The organism is Kitasatospora terrestris (assembly GCF_039542905.1).
Taxonomy (GTDB): domain Bacteria; phylum Actinomycetota; class Actinomycetes; order Streptomycetales; family Streptomycetaceae; genus Kitasatospora; species Kitasatospora terrestris.
Window position 1 is genome coordinate 767,094 of record NZ_BAABIS010000001.1, and the last position, 20,550, is coordinate 787,643.

At 75.3% G+C, this 20,550-nt stretch carries 20 protein-coding genes; 12 read left to right on the top strand and 8 right to left on the bottom strand.

Features of this window, described 5'->3' with window-relative positions; all coding sequences use genetic code 11:
* The first annotated feature begins 86 nt into the window (after positions 1-86).
* Positions 87-1,055 carry a MerR family transcriptional regulator gene (locus ABEB06_RS03800; protein WP_345701729.1) on the top strand — a complete coding sequence of 323 codons (969 nt, stop codon included), beginning with the start codon at positions 87-89 and terminating at the stop codon, positions 1,053-1,055.
* Between the two features lie 136 nt (positions 1,056-1,191).
* Positions 1,192-1,479 (top strand): hypothetical protein, encoded by a 288-nt coding sequence (locus tag ABEB06_RS03805; protein WP_345695336.1) that lies wholly within the window; start codon positions 1,192-1,194, stop codon positions 1,477-1,479.
* A 58-nt stretch (positions 1,480-1,537) separates the two neighbouring features.
* On the opposite strand, the gene ABEB06_RS03810 is transcribed toward ABEB06_RS03805, so the two are convergent.
* Complete coding sequence (locus ABEB06_RS03810; protein ID WP_345695337.1) at positions 1,538-4,294, bottom strand: helix-turn-helix transcriptional regulator; 2,757 nt, start codon at positions 4,292-4,294, stop codon at positions 1,538-1,540.
* Positions 4,295-4,833: 539 nt separating this feature from the next.
* On the opposite strand from ABEB06_RS03810, the gene ABEB06_RS03815 reads away from it, so the two are divergent.
* Together ABEB06_RS03815 and ABEB06_RS03820 are read left to right on the top strand one after the other, a co-directional pair.
* The gene (locus ABEB06_RS03815) at positions 4,834-6,975 is read left to right on the top strand and encodes a M4 family metallopeptidase (protein ID WP_345695338.1); all 2,142 of its coding nucleotides are present in this window, start codon (positions 4,834-4,836) and stop codon (positions 6,973-6,975) included.
* Positions 6,976-7,119: 144 nt separating this feature from the next.
* Positions 7,120-7,647, top strand: coding sequence for a MarR family winged helix-turn-helix transcriptional regulator (locus ABEB06_RS03820; RefSeq protein ID WP_345695339.1), 528 nt, complete (start codon positions 7,120-7,122; stop codon positions 7,645-7,647).
* 113 nt (positions 7,648-7,760) lie between these two features.
* Here ABEB06_RS03820 and ABEB06_RS03825 read toward each other — a convergent pair whose 3' ends face one another.
* Positions 7,761-8,420: a class I SAM-dependent methyltransferase gene (locus ABEB06_RS03825; protein WP_345695340.1), complete on the bottom strand. Its 660-nt coding sequence runs from the start codon at positions 8,418-8,420 to the stop codon at positions 7,761-7,763.
* Positions 8,421-8,550: 130 nt separating this feature from the next.
* Here ABEB06_RS03825 and ABEB06_RS03830 point away from each other — a divergent pair, with 130 nt between their 5' ends.
* The gene (locus tag ABEB06_RS03830) at positions 8,551-8,817 is read left to right on the top strand and encodes a hypothetical protein (RefSeq protein WP_345695341.1); all 267 of its coding nucleotides are present in this window, start codon (positions 8,551-8,553) and stop codon (positions 8,815-8,817) included.
* A 10-nt stretch (positions 8,818-8,827) separates the two neighbouring features.
* On the opposite strand, the gene ABEB06_RS03835 is transcribed toward ABEB06_RS03830, so the two are convergent.
* From ABEB06_RS03835 to ABEB06_RS03845, 3 genes are read right to left on the bottom strand one after another with little or no spacing between them, the layout of a single operon-like run.
* On the bottom strand, positions 8,828-9,367 hold the full coding sequence (locus ABEB06_RS03835; RefSeq protein ID WP_345695342.1) for a GNAT family N-acetyltransferase: 540 nt from the start codon (positions 9,365-9,367) through the stop codon (positions 8,828-8,830).
* Positions 9,368-9,377: 10 nt separating this feature from the next.
* Entirely contained in the window at positions 9,378-9,818 is a 441-nt protein-coding gene (locus tag ABEB06_RS03840) for a hypothetical protein (RefSeq protein WP_345695343.1), read from the bottom strand.
* 32 nt (positions 9,819-9,850) lie between these two features.
* Complete coding sequence (locus ABEB06_RS03845; protein WP_345695344.1) at positions 9,851-12,568, bottom strand: ATP-binding protein; 2,718 nt, start codon at positions 12,566-12,568, stop codon at positions 9,851-9,853.
* Positions 12,569-12,726: 158 nt separating this feature from the next.
* Between ABEB06_RS03845 and ABEB06_RS03850 the strand changes: the two genes are divergently transcribed.
* The 3 genes from ABEB06_RS03850 (at position 12,727) to ABEB06_RS03860 (ending at position 14,992) form a co-directional block, all read left to right on the top strand.
* Positions 12,727-13,209 (top strand): GNAT family N-acetyltransferase, encoded by a 483-nt coding sequence (locus ABEB06_RS03850; protein ID WP_345695345.1) that lies wholly within the window; start codon positions 12,727-12,729, stop codon positions 13,207-13,209.
* A gap of 11 nt (positions 13,210-13,220) precedes the next feature.
* Positions 13,221-13,811 (top strand): dihydrofolate reductase family protein, encoded by a 591-nt coding sequence (locus ABEB06_RS03855; RefSeq protein ID WP_345695346.1) that lies wholly within the window; start codon positions 13,221-13,223, stop codon positions 13,809-13,811.
* A 116-nt stretch (positions 13,812-13,927) separates the two neighbouring features.
* Positions 13,928-14,992 (top strand): DUF4190 domain-containing protein, encoded by a 1,065-nt coding sequence (locus ABEB06_RS03860; RefSeq protein ID WP_345695347.1) that lies wholly within the window; start codon positions 13,928-13,930, stop codon positions 14,990-14,992.
* A gap of 64 nt (positions 14,993-15,056) precedes the next feature.
* On the opposite strand, the gene ABEB06_RS03865 is transcribed toward ABEB06_RS03860, so the two are convergent.
* A complete protein-coding gene (locus ABEB06_RS03865) occupies positions 15,057-15,605 on the bottom strand; it encodes an NUDIX hydrolase (protein WP_345695348.1) in 549 nt (182 codons plus the stop codon).
* A 94-nt stretch (positions 15,606-15,699) separates the two neighbouring features.
* On the opposite strand from ABEB06_RS03865, the gene ABEB06_RS03870 reads away from it, so the two are divergent.
* Entirely contained in the window at positions 15,700-16,728 is a 1,029-nt protein-coding gene (locus tag ABEB06_RS03870; protein WP_345695349.1) for a HEAT repeat domain-containing protein, read from the top strand.
* Between the two features lie 151 nt (positions 16,729-16,879).
* Here ABEB06_RS03870 and ABEB06_RS03875 read toward each other — a convergent pair whose 3' ends face one another.
* Complete coding sequence (locus ABEB06_RS03875) at positions 16,880-17,452, bottom strand: GNAT family N-acetyltransferase (RefSeq protein ID WP_345695350.1); 573 nt, start codon at positions 17,450-17,452, stop codon at positions 16,880-16,882.
* A 337-nt stretch (positions 17,453-17,789) separates the two neighbouring features.
* Between ABEB06_RS03875 and ABEB06_RS03880 the strand changes: the two genes are divergently transcribed.
* The 3 genes from ABEB06_RS03880 to ABEB06_RS03890 all read left to right on the top strand — a co-directional run bounded on the left by ABEB06_RS03880 (position 17,790) and on the right by ABEB06_RS03890 (position 19,830).
* Positions 17,790-17,915 carry a hypothetical protein gene (locus tag ABEB06_RS03880; RefSeq protein WP_345695351.1) on the top strand — a complete coding sequence of 42 codons (126 nt, stop codon included), beginning with the start codon at positions 17,790-17,792 and terminating at the stop codon, positions 17,913-17,915.
* Positions 17,916-17,993: 78 nt separating this feature from the next.
* Entirely contained in the window at positions 17,994-18,479 is a 486-nt protein-coding gene (locus tag ABEB06_RS03885; protein WP_345695352.1) for a cation:proton antiporter regulatory subunit, read from the top strand.
* A 4-nt stretch (positions 18,480-18,483) separates the two neighbouring features.
* Entirely contained in the window at positions 18,484-19,830 is a 1,347-nt protein-coding gene (locus ABEB06_RS03890) for a cation:proton antiporter (protein ID WP_345695353.1), read from the top strand.
* Between the two features lie 127 nt (positions 19,831-19,957).
* On the opposite strand, the gene ABEB06_RS03895 is transcribed toward ABEB06_RS03890, so the two are convergent.
* A complete protein-coding gene (locus tag ABEB06_RS03895; protein ID WP_345695354.1) occupies positions 19,958-20,491 on the bottom strand; it encodes a hypothetical protein in 534 nt (177 codons plus the stop codon).
* Between the last annotated feature and the right edge of the window lie 59 nt (positions 20,492-20,550).

Consider the following 20,550-nt stretch of genomic DNA (forward strand, 5'->3'; position numbering starts at 1 on the left):
CCGGCCCGGAGGGCACCGCGGCGCGGTCGAACACCCAGGACCCCCCGGGAGGGGCCGCGGCGCCCGGAGCCCCGGACGAGGCCGGCATGCCGACCGGCGCGGTGGCCCGTCACCTCGGGGTGTCGCCGACCACGGTCCGTTCCTGGGAGCGGCGCTACGGCATCGGTCCGGCCGGCCGCAGGCCCGGCCACCACCGGCGCTGGAGCCCCGCGGACATCGCCGTCCTGGAGGCCATGTGCCGCCTGACGGCCCGCGGGGTGCCGCCCGCCGAGGCGGCCCGGGTGGTGCTCGCCGGTGAGGGCGCCGAGCGCCGGACCGACCCGTCGGCACAGCCCGACGCCCCGGCAGGCACCGGGGCCGCGGCCACCGCGCCCGCGGCGACCGGCCCGGGCGGCAGCCGCGCCCTGCACGTGGGCACCGTGCGCCCGGAGTGCCGGGGCCTGGCCCGCGCCGCCGTCCGGCTGGACGCGCCGGAGGTCGCCCGGATCCTCCAGGAGGTCCTGGCCGCGCTCGGCCCGGTCGACGCCTGGACCGAGGTGATGATGCCGGCCCTGCGCGCGGTCGGCCGCAAGTGGGCGACCGACGGCGAGCAGTACGTCGAGGTCGAGCACCTGCTGTCCTGGCACGTGGCGACCGCGCTGCGGGCGGCCGCCGTCCGCCCCGAGCCGCTGCGCGCGCTGCCGCCGGTGCTGCTGGCCGCGATGCCGGCCGAGCAGCACACCCTCCCGCTGGACGCGGTCGCCGCCGGTCTGACCGAGCGCGCCCTCCCGTTCCGGATGCTCGGCGCGGCCGTCCCGCCCCGGGCGCTGCTGGACGCCGTCCACCGGATCGGGCCGGGCGCGGTGGTGCTGTGGGCGCAGAGCCCGCAGACCGCCGACGCCGGGCTGGTCCGGCACGTGGTCCACGCGGTGTGGGGCCCGCGCGGCTCCCGCAACCGGGCACTGGTGCTGGCCACCGGCCCCGGCTGGGGCCGCTCCGACCACCCGGAGGGCACCGCGGCGCCGCGCAGCCTGCTGAGCGCGCTCGACCTGATCGAGCGGACCGTGACCGCCTGAACCCGGCCGCTGCCGGGACACGCCGGACGCGGACCGCGATAAAACAGGTATAGCGGGATCCGGAACCCGTATATTCACCCCACCGCTTCGCGCCCTAGGTTCGTCTCCACGTCAGCGCAGCAAGGGAGATGGGATCATGGATCAGCTCTGGTTCCAGGTCGACGTGCCGATCAGGAGCACCGACGCGCCCACCGGGCAGGGCTTCCACGTTCTCGTCGGGCAGGCCGCCAGCGGGTCGCAGGCGCTGTCCCTCGCGCGAGCGACCTGCGAGGCGGCGCTGGCCGCGCGGTCCGCGGGCCTGGCCGTGCCGATCCGGCGCCCGGACGGGTGGGGTGCGCGCGGCGTGCGTCCGGGCTGGACCCACGACTGGTCGGCCGCGACCGTCGCCCACTGGCACTGCGACAGCCTGCTCTTCACGAAGTGAACCGCCCGCCGCTCACCCAGTGACCCGACTCCCGCTCGCCGGGTGACCCGCCCGCCGCTCACGAGGTGAACCGCGCGAGGTCGTGCCGCGAGAGGGTGCCGGTCTTGCGCATGGCGCTGGCGATGTGCTGCTCGACCGTGCGCGGGGACAGGTGCAGGGTGGTGGCGATCTCCCGGTTGGTCAGCCCGCCCACCGCGAGTTCCACCACCTCGCTCTCCCTCGGCGAGAGCCCGTCCGCGTGCGAGGGGCGGCCGGGCGGGCGGCCCTTCCTGGCCGGCTGCTCGGTGCGCAGCAGCGCGCGGGCCCGGGCGGCGTCCCAGGTCGCCCCGAGGTCGGTGAACTGCTGCTCGCAGGACTGGAGTTCGGCGATGGCCCGGGCCGTGCCGGGGTCGTTCGCCGGGTGCTCCGGGTCGGCCGCCCCGGGCCGCGCGGCCAGCAGGCAGCGGGCCGCGCCCTCCGCGGTGAGCGTCCGGGCGTAGGGCCGGGGCAGCGCGGCGTAGGCCGCCGCGGCCTCCCGGTACAGGCCGACGCCCTCCTGCGGCTGCCGGCGCGCCTCGGCGAGCGCGGCCCGGCTCCACAGCAGCGCGGCGCGGGCCACGGGTGCCTCCCGGCCCTCGATGCCCCGGTCGAGGTCCCGCACCATGGCCTCGGCCGCCGGCAGGTCGCCCGCGCGGGCGACTGCCTCCACCGCCCAGGGGGCCAGCTCGGCGGCCCACGGCCAGACGCCCTTGGCGGAGACCTCCGCCCACGCCCGGCGGGCCGGCTCGGCGGCGGCCGGGTCCTGGCGGGCCAGGGCGAGCCGGACCAGCGCGCCGGACACGGTCGCGGCCAGCGGCGCCGGCAGGTCGCCGGGCCCGGCCGCGCCCCGGTCGGACAGCCAGCCGAGCGCCGAACCCCAGTCGCCCTGCGCGAAGGCGAGCAGGCCGCGCACCACCCGGGCGTCGGAGGCGATGAACGGCATGTCGGCGGTGGCCGAGACGAACCGCTCGCACCGCTGGGCCAGCCCCTCCCAGCGACCCGTCCACCACTCCAGCAGCAGCCTGGTCCCGAGGGCGGTGTGCTCGCTGTACGGGGCGCCGCTGGTGGTGGAGAGGTCGAGGCCGTCGGCGAGCAGGTGCTCGGCACGCTCGTAGAAGCCGAGCCAGACCGCGGCGTCGGCGGCGTTGCACAGGCCGCGGGCGGCGTGCTGGCGGCAGACCGGGTCGGGGCTGTCGGTGGGCAGGGCCTCCACCAGCTCCCAGGCCTCCCGGTCGCCGCAGCTCATCGCGAAGGTGGTCCGGTTGGCGAGGACCGCCGCGCTCAGCGCCTCGTCGCCGCCGGCCTCCGCGGCGGCGACGGCCTGGTGCAGCCACCACCGGTTGAGGTCGATCGGGCTGCCGGACAGGTACGGGAAGGCCAGCCCCGCCATCGCCCGCCCCGCCAGGTCGGGCCGGATCTCGCGCAGCTCGGCCACCGCGGTCTCCAGCTCCGCGCAGCCGGCGCCGTACCGGCCGATCTGGTTGCACAGCATCAGGCCGAGGTCGAGCCGCAGCTCGCCGCGGACGGCGGCGGGCAGGGTGGCGTCCCGGACGATCTGGCTCAGCACCTCCACGGTCTGGTCCGAGCGCAGCGCGACCACCGCGCTGCGGGCCAGCAGCGGCGCCAGCCGGGCCCGGACCTGCGGCGGGACGGCGGACGAGGCGAGGGTGCGCTCCAGCAGCCCGATCGCCCGCTGGTGCCGGCCCGCGTCCGCGTCGGCCAGGGCCGCCCGTTCCACCGCCCGCAGCCAGCCGCCGACCTGGCCGGCCGCCCGGCGGTGGCGGGCCACCGCCTCCCACGGGACCGGCTGGCGGCGCACCAGGGCGGCCGCCGCCCGGCCGTGCAGCTCCTGGCGCAGCGGTCCGGGCACGGCCTCGCCGAGCGCGGCGGCGGCGAGCGGGACGGGCAGCCCGTACGCGGCCTCCGAGCACTCCCTCAGGGACGCACCGGCCAGGGCGGCGAGCAGGGCGTCCCGGCCGGTCGCCGCGTCGAGGCCGGCCACGGCGACCAGCTCGTCGCGGGCGGCCGGGCCGTCCAGCACGGCGGCCGCCCAGACGATCGGCCGGTGGGCTGGGGGCAGCGCGTCGGTGCGGCCGAGTGCCAGCTCCGCCAGCCGGACGGGCACCCCGGCCGCGTCCACGTCCTCGGCCGTGCACGCCTCCCCCGTGGTGCCGTTCCCCGACCGGTCGCCGCCCTGGTGCTCGGCGCCGGGCCGTCCGCCGTCCGTCCGGTCGCGCAGCGCGGCGAGCAGGTCGACCACCACCCGGGGCACCCCGGCGGAGCGCTCGTGCAGCCGCTCGGCGGCCTCGTCCGTGCACCGCTCCCCCAGCGCCTCCCGGGCGGCCTCCCGGACGCGGTCCGGGCCCCACGGCGTGATCCGGTGCCGCAGCACCACCAGCTCGGGCGGGTACTGCACCGGCGGGGCGCCCAGCGGCAGACCGGGCACGGCCAGCTCCTCGGGCCGGTAGGCGACCACCGCCGCCAGGCCGCGCCCGGGGTGTTCCAGGAGGCCGCGCAGCCACTCCCGCTCGTCCTCGTCCGCCCGGTGCGCGTCGTCCACCAGCAGCAGGACCGGCCCTTCCCACCGGTCCTCCCGCGGCCGCGTCCCGCCGGACCCGCAGCGCCGGCGCACCCGGTTCGCCTCGGCGGCCTGCGGCAGGGTGCTCAGCGCGTCGAGCAGGTGGCTCTTGCCGAGGCCCGCGGCCCCCTCCACCAGCACCAGCACCGGCTCGGCGCCGCCGGCGGCCAGGGCGCGCCCCAGCACGGACGGCCAGGCGAAACCGTGTGTCGCGGCCACCGCGTCACCTCTCTCGTACGCCACGCCGGGCCGCCCCGGGCAGGCGCCGGTGTCGAACCACCGATCGTCCCACAGGGCCGCGCCGGGGGCAGCCTCCCCGGACTCCGGCGACCGCGGGCGGGCCGCGGTCGCGAAGGTGCCCCGGTCCGCGTACGGGCTTCCGTCGCACAGGGGCGTGGGGGTGCGTACGGCGGTTGCCGGGATGCGGTCGCACAGCGCGATCCGCGGACCGGGGCGGTGTCGGCGACCGAGGCGGACGGTCAGGGATTTCCTGCTGGCTCTCGCCCGTCCGGTGGGCCGACAACCGGGAACCTACGGGCCCGGGCCGCCCGGCGAACATACGGGTGGGCCGGGATCCGGATACCTAATCAATGGCCCCGCCGCGCTCCCCGCCCCTGCGGAGGCCCGCCGGCCGGCCGCCGCGATTTCTGCGTATCCGTGAATTCGTCCTCCGGATGGAGCCGTCACCGCGGCCGCCCCTAGCGTCCTCCCGCCGAACCGGTTTCCCCCAACAACCCCGGCTCGGCGGGAGGAATCTGATGACCCGCAAGACCGCCCTCGCGGCCGCCGTCGCGGCCGCCCTCACCCTGGGCACCGCGACCGTCGCCGTCACCCAGTCCACCGCGCTCGCCAGCTCGGCCCGCCCCACCCCCGGCTTCCAGGCGCTCTCGGCGGACGCCCGGGCGCAGGCCCTCGGCGCGGCCGACCGGGAGGCGTCGGCGACCGCCCGCGCGCTCGGCCTCGGCGGCGACGAGCAGCTGGTGGTGAAGGACGTCCTGGTGGACGCCGACGGCTCCCGCCACGTCCGCTACGACCGCACCTACCGGGGCCTGCCCGTCATCGGCGGCGACCTGGTGGTGCACCGCGCCGCGGACGGCCGGATCACCGGCACCGACCTCGCCCACCGGGGTGCGGTCACGCTCTCCACCGTGACCCCGCGGCTCACCGCCGCGGACGCGTCCGCGCACGCCGTCCGCAGCGCCAAGCACGTGAAGGACGCCAAGGCGGACGCCGCCGAGGGCCGGCTGGTGGTGTACGCGGTCGGCAAGGTGCCGGTCCTCGCGTACCGCTCCACGGTCTCCGGCGCGGGCGAGGACGGCGCCGCCTCCCGCGAGGCGGTGATCCTGGACGCCACCGGCGGCGCGGTGCTCGACCAGTACGAGCTCCACCAGGACGTCTCCGGCACCGGCAACGGCGTCCACGACGGCCAGGTGTCGCTGGAGACCACCCAGTCCGGCAGCAACTACCAGCTGGTGGACGGCCTGCACGGCAACACCGCGATCTACGACTCCAACAACAGCCCCCAGTCCAACCCCGGCCAGAACGCCCGGCTGTTCAGCAAGTCGAGCAGCAACAGCTGGGGCAACGGCTCCACCGGCAACCGGGAGAGCGCCGCCGTCGACGCGGCGTTCGGCCTCGCCAAGACCTGGGACTACTACAAGAGCACCTTCAACCGCAGCGGCATCCGCAACGACGGCCGCGGCGCACCCGCGTACGTGCACGTCGACAACAACCTGCTGAACGCCTTCTACGACGACAACTGCTTCTGCATGTCGTTCGGCGACGGCAGCTCGCAGAACAACTACACCCCCGTCACCTCGCTCGACGTCGCCGGCCACGAGATGACCCACGGCGTCACCGCCGCCACCGCCGGCCTCAACTACTCCGGCGAGTCCGGCGGCCTCAACGAGGCCACCTCGGACATCCTCGGCACCATGGTCGAGTTCTACTCCGCCAACGCCAACGACCCCGGCGACTACTACATCGGCGAGAAGCTCAACATGTCCAGCGGCTACTTCCGCCGGATGGACAACCCCGCCGTCGACGGGAAGAGCCTCGGCTGCTGGAACTCCAACGCCGGCTCGGTGGACGTGCACTACTCCTCCGGCATCGGCAACCACTTCTTCTACCTGCTCTCCGAAGGCACCGGCACCAAGACCATCGGCGGCCGCTCGCACAACGGCACCACCTGCAACAACGACACCTTCGCCGGCATCGGCAAGGACAAGGCCGCCGCCGTCTGGTACCGCGCGCTGAGCGCCTACATGACCTCCACCACCAACTACTCCGGCGCCCGCACCGCCGTCCTCAAGGCCGCCGCCGACCTGTACGGCACCAACTCCCAGGAGCGGTACCTCGCCTCCAAGGCGTGGGCCGCCGTCAGCGTCGGCACCGCCCTGCCCGACCCGGGCAACGGCACCCCCACCCCCACCCCGAGCCCCACCTCCAGCCCGACCCCGGGCGGCAACTCCCTGGTCAACGGCGGCTTCGAGCAGGGCACCACCGGCTGGACCCAGAGCGCCGAGGACATCACCAACTCCACCCAGCAGCCCGCCCACGGCGGCTCCTGGTACGCCTGGATGATGGGCTACGGCAGCGCCGCCACCGAGTCGCTCTCCCAGAGCGGCATCGCCGTCCCCACCGCCGGCACCCCCAAGCTCACCTTCTGGCTGAAGGTCACCACCCAGGAGACCGGCACCACCGTCTACGACACCCTCAAGGTCAACGTCAACGGCACCACCCTCGCCACGTACTCCAACGCCAACGCCGGCACCTCGTACGTGCAGAGGACCGTCGACCTGAGCGCCTACAAGGGCCAGACAGTGAAGCTCGAGTTCGCCGGCCAGGAGGACGCCTACGCCTCCACGATCTTCCTGGTCGACGACGTCGCCATCGGCTGACCCCCGGCAGACCGGCGCGGTCGCGGGGCCTCGGGGCGGCCCCGCGCCCACGCCGTTCCGGGTGGGACGCCGCGGCCGACGATGGGTGCGCACTCCAAAGTCGTTAAGTCACTTACTGATGCACGCCATGTCAGAATTGTCGCCATGGCGCAACAACACCGCTCCGGAGCCGCCGCCCCACCGGATTCCGCGGACCGGCGGAACCAGCCCGACCGCCCGGACCGGACGCCCTCCGGCGACCCGCTCTCGGGTGCCCTGCGCGACGTCCTCACCCTCACCCACCTGGCCCGCGCCGCACTCGCCGAGCGCCTCGGCATGCCGCTCACCAACGTCGAGGCCGTCGAGCACGTCATCATCGCCAGGAGCGCCGGCGACCCCATCGGCCCCGTCGAACTCTCCCGACGCCTCGGCGTCACCAGCGCCGCCGCCACCCAGTCCGTCAACCGCCTCGTCGGCGAGGGCCACCTCTCCCGCGAGGCCCACCCCAGCGACCGCCGCCGCCAGGTCCTCGACGTCACCGACGGCGGGTTCCAGCACGTGATGGGCGAACTCGCCCCGCTCCTCGACCTGATCCACCACGCCGCGGACGGCCTCACCCCGGCCGAACGCGCCGCCGCCCAGCGCTACCTCGAACAGGTCTCCCGCGCCTGCCGCGACTACCTCGCCGACTGACGGCAGCGGCCTCCGCCCAAGGCACTCAGGGCACGCTCACGCGAGCTCGCCCGCCGTGAACCCGGACGGGTCGCCGGTCTCGAACCACGTGTGGTCGCCCATGGGTCGCGAGCCTAGAGTTCGACTTCAGGGGCCGGGTCCGGAGCACCCCCGGGGCGCCGCGCCCAGAAGAGGGCGTGGCCGCCGGTGTCGCCCTCGGGGACGAACTCCTCGTGGACCACGTCGAAGCCCGCCCGCACCAGCCAGGAGCGGCTCGTCGCGCCGTCGGCGTGGCTCCACCACATCGCGGCCCCGCCGCCCAGCCAGTTCTCGTCCGTGCCGGTCCAGGCCCGGTGCCCGGTGGTGCTCAGGAACCAGCCGCCGGGCCGGAGCCAGCGGGCGATCCGCTCCAGCAGGGCCGGCTGCTCCTCCACCGGGACGTGGATCAGGGCGTACAGCGAGACCACGGCGTCGAAGCCGGCCCGGGGCAGCTCCAGGGCCGTGACGTCGGCCCGGATGAACTCGGCACCCGGCACGAGCTCCCGGGCCCGGCGGATCTGGACCTCGCTGATGTCGACGCCCGTCACGCGGTGGCCCGCCGCGACCAGGTCCCGGGCGACGGGGATCCCGGTGCCGCAGCCGATGTCCAGGACGGCGGCCGACTCGGGGAGCCGGCCCAGCAGCTCCTCGATCCACGGGCCGTACTTCGTCCCGCTGCCGAACGCCCGCTCGTACCGCTCCGACAGCGCGTCATATCCGCGCCGCACGACTTCCTTCGGATTCTCGACGTCCACGCGCGCACGCTACGGCGCGGCGGTGGGGAGCGCGACCGCATTTCCCCCGCGCCCGACGGTCGGCACGCCGAGGTCCGCCCGCGCCGACACGCCCCCGGCGGCTGCCGCGGATTCCGCTACGGTCGGGGGCATGGTCCACGACCGGTGGCAGCCCCGGACGCTGTGGCAGTTCGCGCTGCTGGCCGACCTGACCCGCGCGGAGCTGGAGCGGCTCTTCCCCGAGCCTCCGGGGGACGGTGATCCCGAGCTCGCCGAGTTCTTCCGGGTCGTCCCGGTCCGCAGCCCGTGGCCGACCGGACCGGACCTCCGCTTCGACCTGTACCACCGCGCGGAGGGCGGGCCGTCCGGCTGGGAGACCGGCGAGTGGCTGGTCACCGAGGGCGGCCGCCTCCGCTGACGGCCGCCGGTCAGGCGGCCGGGTACCGGACGCCGAGCCACTGCTCGGCGCCGAAGTCCACGAAGCGCTCGACCTCGGTGAACCCCAGCTTCTCGGCGACGCGCAGCGAGGCCGCGTGCGCGACCTGCGTGGAGAGCACCACCGGCTCGCCCGGACGCACGCCGGCGAGCCAGTCCAGTGCCGCCGCGCCCGCCTCGACGGCGTAGCCCCGTCCCCAGACCCGGGGCAGGAACAGGTAGCCGAGTTCGGTCTCCCCGCCCTCCGGCCGGATGTGCCCGACCCGCTCCACACCGCGCCGGTCGAGCGTGATCACGCCGACCATCTCCCCGTCGAGCTCGACCACGAATACGCCGAAGCGCCGCCCGGGCAGCGTCGGCATGGCGATCTCCACGTCCGCGCGCGACCGGGAGCCGCCGGTGTACGTGCCCACCTCCGGCGAGGAGAACAGCTCGACGAACGCCGCGCGGTCACGGGCCTCGGACTCGCGGAGCACGAGCCGTTCGGTCCGGATCGGAGCGGTCGGCCAGGCGTCAGATCCGTTGTCAGTCATGACAGGCAACCTATCCCACGCCCTCCGTGCCGGACCGGCCGAAGGCGAACTCGAGGACGGTGGGGAGGTCGGCCTCCCCCACGGCGGCCCGGAGGCCCGGCAGGATCCGTTCCAACTCCTCGTCGTCGATCGCGCCCAGGTACTCCTGGCGCAGCTCGTGGACGGCCCGGACCAGGTCGGGGCGCAACCGCATCCAGGCCCTCGAGGTGCGGATCTCCTCCTCCACGTGCTCGGTGAACCAGCGCATGACGTCCCAGGGGATGTCGACGTGCGGCCCGGCCGAGTCGAAGCAGAGGGTCGGCTCCCGCGCCGGGTCCTCGTCGGGGACGATCGCGATCGCCAGCGTGCGCTGCCGGCCGACGAGGTCGAGTTCCAGGCACCAGGCGTCGTCGGGCAGCGCGTAGAGCACGGTGATCGCGTACTCGCCACCAGGGTGGGGGATGACGGGCATGGCCGCATGCTGTCACGGCCGCCCCGCGCGGCTCAGCCGGTTTTCTGCCTGGTCGGCGGTTCGCCCAGGGCGTGCGCGAGCTGGTCGCGGGAGGCGACGCCGAGCTTGGGGAAGGCCCGGTAGAGGTGGTGGCCGACGGTGCGGGGGCTGAGGAAGAGCTGGGCGGCGATCTCCCGGTTGCTGTGGCCCGCGGCGGCGAGGCGGACGACCTCGCGTTCCTGCGGGGTGAGCCGGCCGAGCGGGGTGGCGGTGGCGCTGGTGGCGTCGATCACCTCGCCGGTGCCGCGCAGTTCGGCGCGGGCGCGTTCGGCCCACGGCCGGGCGCCGGCCTTCTCGAAGGCCTCCATCGCCTCGCGCAGCACGCGCCGCGCGTCGGAGCGGCGCTTGCGGCGGCGCAGCCATTCGCCGTGGAGCAGGCGGGTGCGGGCGAGTTCCAGGCTGCCGCCGGCCTGCTCGCCGAGTGCCACGGCCGAGTCGAACGCCGCCTCGGCGTGTGCGTCGGTGCTGGTCAGGGCGCGGCAGCGGGCGGCGAGCGCGTGTGCGGCGGGGGTGGCGGACCGGGCGGCCCAGGCCTGGGCGCGGGCGGTGGCCGCGACGGCGGTCCGGTCGGCGCCGCTCCGCGCGGCGGCCTCGACGAGGTCGGGCAGCAGGAAGGCGTTGAGGACGGGTGGCCCGGTGAGGGGGTGGTCGAGGTGGGCGAGGGCCTGCGCGGGGTCGCCGCCGCCGAGGTGGTTGAGGGCCAGGGCGTGGTGCGCGTGCAGGACGGCCGCGCCGAGGTCGTGGGCGGTGGCGTGGGCGAGGGCGGTCTCGGCGAGCTCGCGGCTGCGCGGTTCGTCGCCTTCGATGGCGGCGCAGGCGGCGAGCGTGGTGCGCAGGTAGCAGGCGCGGTGGTCGAGTCCGGCGTACTGGGCGATCCGCAGGCCCTCGGCGGCTCCGGTGGCCGCGGATTCCAGCTCGCCGAGGGCGAGTCGGGCCTCGGCGAGCAGGTGCAGGCTGGTGGCCTGCCAGCCGAGCAGGCCCTGGGCCCGGCAGTGGGCGAGCAGCAGGGTGGCGAGGTCGCGGGCGAGGCCGTGGTCGGCGAGCGCGTGGGTGGCGTGGGCGGCCAGGAAGCGTTCGCTGAACAGCAGGTCGCCGTCGCGCGCCGCTCCTCCGAAGGGCCACTCCCGCACCGTTCCGCGGCCGCCGCCGTCCCCGTCGCCGTCCCCGTGGCCGTCCCCGTCCTCGTCGCCGTAGAGGGCGGCCGCGGCGGCGAGGGTGTCGTGCGGGCCGGTCGGCAGCGTGCGGGCCCGGGCCGCGACGCGTGCGACCAGCTCGGGCACCCCGGCCGACCGGGCGGCGTGGAAGGCTTCGACGAGGATCGGCCGGGCGGCGTCCGCGACGGCGAGCAGCACCTCGACGGCCCGTACCGCCGATCCCTCGTTGAGTTGCAGCGCGGCCTGGACGCGGGCGAGTTCGGCGCTCTGCGCGGCGTCCTCGGTGCGCTCCAGCAGGGCGGCGACCCGCTGGAACTGTCCGGCGTCGGCGGCGGCCTGGGCCGCGGCGACCAGACGGCGCCGGCGGTCGGCGGGGTCGGGGCTGAGCTGGGAGGCGCGTTCGTGGGCGGCGGAGGCGCTGGCGGTGCCCTGGCGGCCGGTGGCGCGTTCGGCGGCCAGGTCGAGCTCCCGGGCGACCGTCTCGTCGGGTGCGGTGGCGGCGGCCGCCCGGTGCCAGGCCCGGCGGTCGGCGTGTTCCGCGCCGTCGAGGGTGTCGGCGAGGGCCCGGTGGGCGGCGATCCGCCGGGCGAGGGTGGCGCTGCGGTAGGCGGCGGCGCGGACCAGCGGGTGGCGGAAGACCAGGGTGGTGCCGTCGAGGCGTATCAGGTCGGCGGTCTCGGCCGCTTCGAGGGCCTCCGGCGTGGCCCCGGCGGCGCGCAGCACGGTCGCCAGGTCGCCGGTGTCGTCGGCGGCGGCGACCAGCAGCGCGGCGCGGGTCGGGGCCGGGAGCCGGTCGATCCGGGCGCCGAACGCGGCGCGGACCCGGTTGGACGGGCTGGGGTCGCCGGGTGCGGCGGGCAGCGGTCCGAGCAGGCCGGTCCGCTGCTCGGCGCTGAGCGAGCGCGGCAGCTCGATCAGGGCGAGCGGGTTGCCGGCGGCCTCGGCGGCGATCCGCTCGCGGACGTGCGGCGGGAGCCCGGCGGCGTCCCGGCCGTCGAGCAGCGCGGTGACGGCGGCCGGGTCGAGGGCGTCCAGGCGCAGCTCGGGCAGGCCGAGCGGCTGCGGTTCGCGCATCGCGAAGACCATCACCACGCCCTCGGCGTCCAGCCGCCGGGCCGCGAAGGCGAGGGCGTCGAGCGACGGTCGGTCGAGCCACTGCGCGTCGTCGACCAGGCAGAGCACCGGGTCCTCGCCCGCGTGCTCGGACAGCAGGGTGAGGACGGCGAGGCCGGTCAGGAAGCGGTCCTGCCCGCCGGCCGCCGCCAGGCCGAAGGCCGAACGCAGCGCGTCCGCCTGCGGCCCGGGCAGGACGCCGAGCCGGTCGAGCGCGGGGCGCAGCAGCTGGTGCAGGGCGGCGAAGGGAAGTTCGGTCTCCGCCTCGATGCCGACGGTGCGCAGCACCCGGGCCCGCCCGGCGCCGGCGGCCAGCTCGTCGAGGAGCGCGGTCTTGCCGATGCCGGCCTCCCCGTACAGCACCAGTGCCGCGCTGGTGCCGCCCGCCGCCTCCGCCAACAGGCCTCTGAGCAGGCCCGATTCCCCGTCCCGACCGTAGAGCATCCGGGGAGTCTACCGGGCACGACCTACCTGCCCCGCCGGCCTGCCGCCGGTCGCATTGGGTCATGGTGACTGATTCGCGGCCGGTCTGTCGGTCCGTAAGGTCTGACGTGTTGCGAGAACGCACCCGGCACCGGCCGGGGCAGACCACTGGAGACAGAGTGACCTTCACCATCGAGACCGCCCGGCTGCGCCTGCGCCCGTACACCCGGGAGGAGGCCGAGCTGATCGTGGCCGGCGGGCGGCCCGAGAGCGCCTGGTGCGCGGGCTTCCCCCGGGAGGACGACCGGGACGTGGCCCGGATGTTCCTCGGGCTGCCGGAGGGCGAGCCGCTCTTCGGCCCCCTGATGATCGAACTGCAGAGCACCGACCAGGTGATCGGCGGGATCGGCCTGTTCGGCCCGCCGGACGAGTCCGGCACCGTCGGGCTCGGGTACGGCGTGGCGCCCGAGGTCGAGGGCCGCGGCTACGCCACCGAGGCGCTGCTGGGCCTGCTGCACACGGCGTTCGCGGACGAGCGGGTCCGGCGCGCGGTCGCCGACACCACCCACGACAACCTCGGCTCCCAGCGGGTGCTGGAGAAGGCCGGCCTGCGGCGGACCTCCTCCGACGAGACCCTCCACCACTACTCCCTCACCAACTGAGAGGCCACCGCATGCGCACCCTGACCTACTACGTCGCCACCACCCTGGACGGCTTCATCGCGGGCGCCGACGGCGGCGACCCCAGCGGGCCCGACGGGTTCTTCCCCGTCACCCCGGACTACCTGGAGCACATCGTCACCCACTACCCGGAGACCCTTCCCGGCCCGGCCCGCGCGGCGCTCGGCGTCACCGCGCCCGGGACGCGCTTCGACACCGTCGTGGAGGGCCGCCGCTCGTACCAGATCGGGCTGGACGCCGGCGTCGCCGACGCCTACCCGCACCTGCGCCACCTGGTGTTCTCCCGGACCCTCACCGAGAGCCCCGACCCGGCCGTCGAACTGGTCGCCGACGACCCGGTGGCGAAGGTCCGGGAGCTCAAGTCCGAGGACGGCGGCGGCATCTGGCTGGTCGGCGGCGCCGAGCTGGCCGGCGCGCTGTACGGCGAGATCGACGAACTGGTGCTCAAGGTCAGCCCGGTCACCGTCGGCGCGGGCATCCCGCTGTTCGCAGGCAAGCACGGCACCGACCCGCGCACCTTCGCACTCGCCGACCAGGTGGTGCTGCCGGGCGGCGCCATGTTCCTCACGTACACCCGCCGCTGAGCGGCGAAGCCCCGGCCTCACCTGCGAAGAAACGATTCGCCTCCTGGCCACCCGTCAGGGCAGACTTCCGCCTCGGACGTCCGTCCGTCGACCGCACCGCCCGGAGGATCCGCCGCATGACCGACCCCGCCCAGCCCGGTGGCCCGCAGGCCGCCGGGGAGCCGGCCGCCTTCAACCCCTGGGCGCCGCCGGACGCCGGGGCGGCGTCCGGAACGGCGACCGCCCCGGCCCCGGCTCCGGGTCTGCCGCCGGGTCCGGGTGCGACTGGGGCTCCGCCGTCGTCCCCGGCTCCGGACCTGAACGCCGGTGGCGGCCCGGTCGTGCCGTACTGGACACCGTTCCCGCAGCCCGTGCCGCCGCCCCGCAACGGTCTCGGCACCGCGGCGATGACGCTCGGGATCGTCGGCACCGTCCTCGGCCTGACGTTCTTCTTCTGGGTCGCCTGGCTCCCGGCCCTGCTCGCCGTCGTCCTCGGCTCCGTCGCCCTCGGCCACGTCCGCAAGGGCCTGGCGAACAACCGGGCCATGGCCCTGGCGGGAGTGGTCCTCGGCGTGAGCGGCCTGCTCTTCTCGGTCGGCGGCGGCGTGGTCCTCGCGGTACGGGTCCACTCCGCCCACCAGGCGCAGCGCGCGGCGACAGCCGCCGCCGACGCCGAGGCCCAGCGGCGACGGGAGGAGGCGGACCGGCTGCGCGAGAAGCTCGATGCCGAGGAGGCGGTCCGGCGCGAGCAGAAGGCGGCCGAGGACCGGAAGAAGGCGCTGGACGAGGCGGCCCGGAAGCTGTCGTTCGGCGGGTCCTACACCTTCGAGGAGACCGGCCTGAAGGTCACCCTGGCCGCTCCGAAGCCGTTCGTCCCGGACGAGTCCGTCTTCGAGGCACCCAAGAACGCCAAGGTCGTCGTCCTGTCCGTCACCCTGGTCAACACCGGTTCGGCGACCCTCTCGATGAGCGGCTCCCAGGTGCTCTTCGTCAAGGACGCCAACGGCAAGCTGCTCTTCCAACTCATCGACATCACCGGGCGGGTCCACCCGATCCCGGACTCCCTCGCCCCGGGTCAGTCGGTCTCCGCCCAGGAGGTGTACGCCCTGCCCAACGGCACGACCGACACCATCTCCGTCCAGTTCTCCCACGGCGAGGGCCTCAAGCGGCGCGAGGTCGTCTGGGCCGGATCCCCCGGCTGACCCGGCTGACCCGGCCCACCCGGTTCGTCACCCGGGTCACCCCTCACCGGCCGACAGGCGCCGATCAGCGCCGGCCGGCGAGGCGGTGCGGCCCGAGGTAGTAGGACAGCGCGGCGTGCGACGGGCCGTCGGAGATCCCCCCGTCGGTGAGCAGCGCGACCACGTCCTCCTCCGGCAGCCACTCCACCCGGGCCGCCTCCGACACGTCCTGCGGCTCGCCCACCCGCGTGCAGCCGGTCACGTGGAAGGAGCGGAAGTGCGCGTCGGAGATGCCCGCCATCGCGAAGTACTCCGTCAGCGGCTCCACCCGGCCGGGCCGCCAGCCCGTCTCCTCCTCCACCTCCCGGGTGATCGCCTCGACCGGCGCCTCCCCCGGGTCCGCCCAGCCGGCCGGCACCTCCCAGCCCCACCGCCCGGTGATGAACCGGTGCCGGTGGATCAGCAGGAACTCGCCCGCCTCGTTGGTCACCACGGCCGTGGTCGACGCGCGCGGGCAGTGGACGACGTGGTGCTCGATCCGGCCCGTGCCGGGCACCTCCACGTCCTGCAGCCACACCTCCACCCACGGGCTCCCGTACACCTGCCGCCGCCCGAAGGTCCGCCACTCCACCACGCCCGGCCTCCTCGACCCGCCATCCGCCGCCCGAGCCTCTCACGCGCCCGGCCCCGACCGACGGAGTGTCAGCCGGACGGCCTAGTCTCTCCGCATGCAGAACGTGACGGCGCAGCAGACGACCGAGCAGGCCGAGGCGATGGAGGCGGGCGGTGTCGAGGTGCTGGCGGCCGGGCTCGCCGATCCTTCGGCGGCGGTCCGCGATGCCGCGCTGACCGCGCTGCGCCGTCTCGGGACGGCCGCCCGGCCCGCGCTCGCCGCCGTCCTGCCGCTGCTCGGCAACCGGCGGGAGGAGACCTCGGCCCGCTGGGTCCTGGAGGCGATGGGCCCCTCGGTCGTCCCCGAGCTGCTGGCCGTCCGGGCCGGCGGCCCGGGCCGGCTGCGCCGGCACGCCCTGCATGCCCTCGCCCACCTCGGGGGCTGCGCCGGGCTGACGGACCGCGACCGGGCCGCGCTGGAGCGCCTGGTGCGCATCAAGCTGCTGGACGACCCGGTCCCCGACGAGCTCTGGGACCACCAGTGGATCGCCGTCCCGGGCGACACCTACGAGGCGGCGTTCGAGGCACTGGGGCTCTGCGACCGGATCCCCGCCACCCTGGCGATGGGCCTGTCCGGCCGGATGCACGACGAAGCCTCCGTCACCCTCCCCGACGGCACCCTGCGGGTGGCGGAGCGGGTGTTCGTCACACCCGAGATCGGCGGCTGGCGGCTGTTCTTCGGGCGCGCCCTGCTGAACAGCCCCGACAACGGCTCGCTCGAACGGGTCGCCGACGCCTGCGGCCAGGCGCACTACCACTACCGCGACGAGTACGAGGACTGCCACCACTGGGCCGTCGCCGAGCGGGGCCGCGGCGTCGTCCGCTCCTACCAGACCTACCGCGAACCGGCGTTCACGGGCGAGCCGCTGGCGTGGGAGGAGCCGCAGACCGACGACCCGCTCTGGGAGCCGGGCAGGTACGAGCCCAACGCCTCGCTCGAGTGCGACGCCCACGCCGTCGCCGGCCGGCTCTCCGTCGACCCGGAGGAGATCGACGAGGACACCCCGATGACCGGCCACGGCTGGTTCGCCCTGACCGCCCCCGGCGTCGGCCACGGCGCGTTCGCCGGTGTCCTGACGATCTGACGGTCTGACGGTCTGACCGCTGGACGCGGCTGCTCCACCGAGCTCGTTCCCCTTGGATCTGCAGGTCGTGGCGCTGCTACGGGTTGTCGCCGGAGATCCGAGTCCGTCGGCCGGCAGCGGCAGATCGGCCCTCGTTCAGAGGTCTCGACGGCTACTCGACGGTGTCCCTGCGCCGTACGTGCAGATGGCCGTCGCGGGGGAAGGCGGGCGGTGCCGCGGCGAGGACCCTGTCGAAGGCGTACCGGCTCTTCTCCGCCACTCGGCACGAGGCCGGGTTGTCCACCTGGTGCAGGAGTTCGAGCCGCGTCAGCCCGTCGGGCCCCAGGGTGCCGAAGGCCCAGCCGGTGAGGGCCTCCAGAGCCCGCGGCGCCACACCCTTGCCCCGGGCGTGCGCCGCGGTCCAATAGCCCACCTCCGCGGACGGCTTGCCGGGGGCTGCCTCCTTGAGGACAACATTGCCCACCAACTGCCCGTGCGGTGTGCCGGGTTGCGTTTCGAGGACCGCGAAGCCGAATCGGCCTCCCGTCGCCCAGCCCCGCTGCTCGGTCTGCACCCACCGCATCGCGTCGTCGTCGTCCTCAACGACGGAGTTCGTCCAGCGGCGCAACACCGGGTCCTGGAACACTTCCACCAGCGCGGGAACATCCTCCGTGCCCCAGGGACGAAGCAGGAGGGCGGGAGCGGCCGGCAACGCGGCCGCGTGCAGGACGACGGTGTTGTGCATCAGTCGATCGTAGGCGAGAGGGCTCCCCCCGGCACCGACGGATCCGGCCCGGGCCGCAGTCGCCCGGTCCACACCTCATGGCCCTCGGGCGGAGCGGGCTCACCGGCGGTTCGGGCAGAATGAGGACATGACGATGTGAAGAGCACCGGCCGGGCGGAAGGCCTGGCGCGCGCGGGGAAACGACTGGTTCGTCCGCGATGGTGACCGCTGGCTCTGCGTGGTGTGCCACGAGCCCGTCCGGTCGTACGAGTACCGCTGCCACCCTCCCGGGTCCTCCGGTTTCGAGCGGTGCATCGGGTTCGTGTGGTGTTCCGGGTGCCGGATCTACTGGGCCACGATGGTCCACGTCCCGCGCAGGCGGGTCCTGGTCGACGCCCTGGCGTCGCTGCGTGCCGACGACCGCGCGCAGTTGCTGCGCAGGGAGTCCGCGCTGATCGACTACCTGGACGGTCACATGCCGTAGTCCGGACGGAATTTCGAAGGTTTTTACTTTCTCATTACCATGGTGGCGGTCATTCCCGCCGAGGAGAGGACTGCCACCATGGCGATTCCCCGTGTCCGGACCACCGCGCTTCCCGGGGTCGGGACCCAGTACGGCCTGACGACGCGAGAACACCGCCAACTGTCGGTGATCGCGCACCGGGACGGCTCACGGACCCTCAACGTGTACCACTCGGACGACCCCGACTCCTGCTCGCAGTCGTTCCGGCTGACGCGGGACGAGTCCGCGGCGCTGGTGGACGCGCTGCTGCCGGACCACCACAGCCCGGCCCTGCTCCACAACAACGACCTCGGCCTGGTCGCGGAGCGGCTCCCGGTGACGGGCACGTCCCGCTGGAACGGCCGGCTGCTCGGCGAGACCCGGATGCGCACCGAGACCGGCGCCTCGATCGTCGCCGTGCTGCGCCGCACCGGCGCCGTCCCGTCGCCCGCACCGGACTTCCGGCTGGCCGGCGGGGACACCCTGATCGTCATCGGCACCCGCGAAGGCGTCGACGCCGCCGCGGCGATCCTGGGCAGGGAGTGATCGGATGCACACCGCGAGCGTCTTCGTCGAGCTCGGCTCGATCATCCTGGTCCTCGGCCTGCTCGGCCGGCTGGCCGCCCGGTACGGCTTCTCCCCGATCCCGCTCTACCTGCTCGGCGGTCTGGCCTTCGGCCACGGTGGGCTGCTGCCGCTCAGCGCCAGCGGCGAGTTCGTCGCCACGGGTGCGGAGATCGGCGTCGTCCTGCTGCTGCTGATGCTCGGTCTGGAGTACACCGCGGCGGACCTGGTGACCAATCTGAAGGCCCAGTACCCGGCCGGTGCCGTGGACTTCCTGTTCAACGCGGTACCGGGCGCGGCCGCCGCCCTGCTGCTCGGCTGGGGGCCGGTCGCGGCGGTGGTCCTCGCCGGGGTCACCTGGATCTCCTCCTCCGGGGTGATCGCCAAGGTGCTCGGCGACCTGGGCCGGCTCGGCAACCGGGAGACCCCGGTGATCCTCAGCATCCTGGTGCTGGAGGACCTGGCGATGGCGGTCTACCTGCCGATCCTCACCGCGCTGCTGGCCGGGGCCGGGCTCCTCGCCGGTTCGATCACCCTGGCCATCGCGCTGGCGACGGCCGGCGGCGTGCTGTTCGTCGCCCTGCGCTACGGGCGGCTGATCTCCCGGTTCGTCTCCCACAAGGATCCGGAGAAGCTGCTCCTGGTGGTGCTGGGCCTGACCCTGCTGGTCGCGGGCATCGCGCAGCAGCTCCAGGTGTCGGCCGCGGTCGGCGCGTTCCTGGTCGGCATCGCGCTCTCCGGTGAGGCCGCGGAGGGCGCGCACACCCTGCTCAGCCCGCTCCGCGACCTCTTCGCGGCGGTGTTCTTCGTCTTCTTCGGGCTCAGCACCAACCCCGCCAGCATCCCGCCCGTGCTGCTCCCGGCGCTGGCGCTGGCCGTCGTCACCGCTCTCACCAAGGTCGCCACCGGGTACTGGGCCGCGCGTCGGGCCGGCATCGCCGTCCACGGCCGGTGGCGGGCCGGCGGGGCCCTGGTGGCCCGCGGCGAGTTCTCGATCGTCATCGCGGGCCTGGCCGTCACCGCGGGCATCGAACCGGGCCTCGGGCCGCTGGCCACCGCGTACGTCCTGATCCTGGTCGTCACCGGGCCGCTCGCCGCCCGGTACACCCAGCCGGCGGTGGAGCGGCTCGGCGAGCTGGGGGCCTCGCTCCGGCGGGTGCCGCGGCGGAAGCCGGCTGCCGGCCCTCCGGCGGTGCCGACCGCCGGTGCCGGTGCCGGTGCCGGCGGCCTGTTGGAGCCGGACCTCGGACCCGTTCTGGAACCCGCCCTGGCACTGGACTTCGAAGCGTCCGCCTCCCGGGACGACCCGGTCGGCGGGCCCTACCGGAGCTGACTCCCCCGGCACCGGGCACCGTCGGCCGTCCCCGCCGGTGCCCGGCCCGCCGGGCCGCTCGCGCACCGGGTCGCTCGCGCACCGGGTCGCTCGCGCACCGGGGCACCGGACCGGGCGGGGCGCCGGGTCAGGGATTCCGCGTGGAGGACGCGGCGAGCCGGGCGGTCCACTCGCGTTCCGCGACGGCGAGGCCGCGTTCCAGGGTGCCGACCAGCGCCGCCCGGCTCACCGTCACCGCCGTCGGCTCGTCCCAAGCCTCGGTGCCCCAGGCCGGGCCGCCTCCGTCGCGCACCCGGCAGGCCAGGTGCACCGCGTCGCCGTCGGGGAACGCGAAGGCCAGGACCTCGTCGGTGCACTCGCCCCACGCGAGGAAGACGCACCGCGCGAAGGCCTCGTCGTTCCCGGCGCCGACCTCCCCGTACATCGCGTGTTCGGCCCGGCGGAAGGCCGCGAGCGGCGCGGTGAACCCCGGTGGCGGCGCGGTGGGCGCACGGAACCGGCCGAGCTCGTCCGTGAGCTTCTTGACCAGCAGCGGCGGGTAGAACGCGTTGTCCCAGGTGTTCACCCGGAGCCCGCCGACGTGGACGTCGACGCACAGCAGCCCGGGGTCGCGGTCGACGTGGAACTCCAGACCGAATCCGGTCCGCGACCCGACCAGCAACGTCGACCTCCCCCGTCCCGGCGCGACACCCACCCGTGATGGCCCGACCCTACCGAACC

Excerpts from the sequence above, each read along its gene's own strand:
- ABEB06_RS03800 (WP_345701729.1), top strand. The coding sequence starts at position 87 with ATGCCGACCGGCGCGGTGGCCCGTCACCTCGGGGTGTCGCCGACCACG.
- ABEB06_RS03805 (WP_345695336.1), top strand. The coding sequence starts at position 1,192 with ATGGATCAGCTCTGGTTCCAGGTCGACGTGCCGATCAGGAGCACCGAC.
- ABEB06_RS03815 (WP_345695338.1), top strand. The coding sequence starts at position 4,834 with ATGACCCGCAAGACCGCCCTCGCGGCCGCCGTCGCGGCCGCCCTCACC.
- ABEB06_RS03820 (WP_345695339.1), top strand. The coding sequence starts at position 7,120 with ATGGCGCAACAACACCGCTCCGGAGCCGCCGCCCCACCGGATTCCGCG.
- ABEB06_RS03830 (WP_345695341.1), top strand. The coding sequence starts at position 8,551 with ATGGTCCACGACCGGTGGCAGCCCCGGACGCTGTGGCAGTTCGCGCTG.
- ABEB06_RS03835 (WP_345695342.1), bottom strand. The coding sequence starts at position 9,367 with ATGACTGACAACGGATCTGACGCCTGGCCGACCGCTCCGATCCGGACC.
- ABEB06_RS03840 (WP_345695343.1), bottom strand. The coding sequence starts at position 9,818 with ATGCCCGTCATCCCCCACCCTGGTGGCGAGTACGCGATCACCGTGCTC.
- ABEB06_RS03845 (WP_345695344.1), bottom strand. The coding sequence starts at position 12,568 with ATGCTCTACGGTCGGGACGGGGAATCGGGCCTGCTCAGAGGCCTGTTG.
- ABEB06_RS03855 (WP_345695346.1), top strand. The coding sequence starts at position 13,221 with ATGCGCACCCTGACCTACTACGTCGCCACCACCCTGGACGGCTTCATC.
- ABEB06_RS03860 (WP_345695347.1), top strand. The coding sequence starts at position 13,928 with ATGACCGACCCCGCCCAGCCCGGTGGCCCGCAGGCCGCCGGGGAGCCG.
- ABEB06_RS03870 (WP_345695349.1), top strand. The coding sequence starts at position 15,700 with ATGCAGAACGTGACGGCGCAGCAGACGACCGAGCAGGCCGAGGCGATG.
- ABEB06_RS03875 (WP_345695350.1), bottom strand. The coding sequence starts at position 17,452 with ATGCACAACACCGTCGTCCTGCACGCGGCCGCGTTGCCGGCCGCTCCC.
- ABEB06_RS03880 (WP_345695351.1), top strand. The coding sequence starts at position 17,790 with ATGGTCCACGTCCCGCGCAGGCGGGTCCTGGTCGACGCCCTGGCGTCG.
- ABEB06_RS03885 (WP_345695352.1), top strand. The coding sequence starts at position 17,994 with ATGGCGATTCCCCGTGTCCGGACCACCGCGCTTCCCGGGGTCGGGACC.
- ABEB06_RS03890 (WP_345695353.1), top strand. The coding sequence starts at position 18,484 with ATGCACACCGCGAGCGTCTTCGTCGAGCTCGGCTCGATCATCCTGGTC.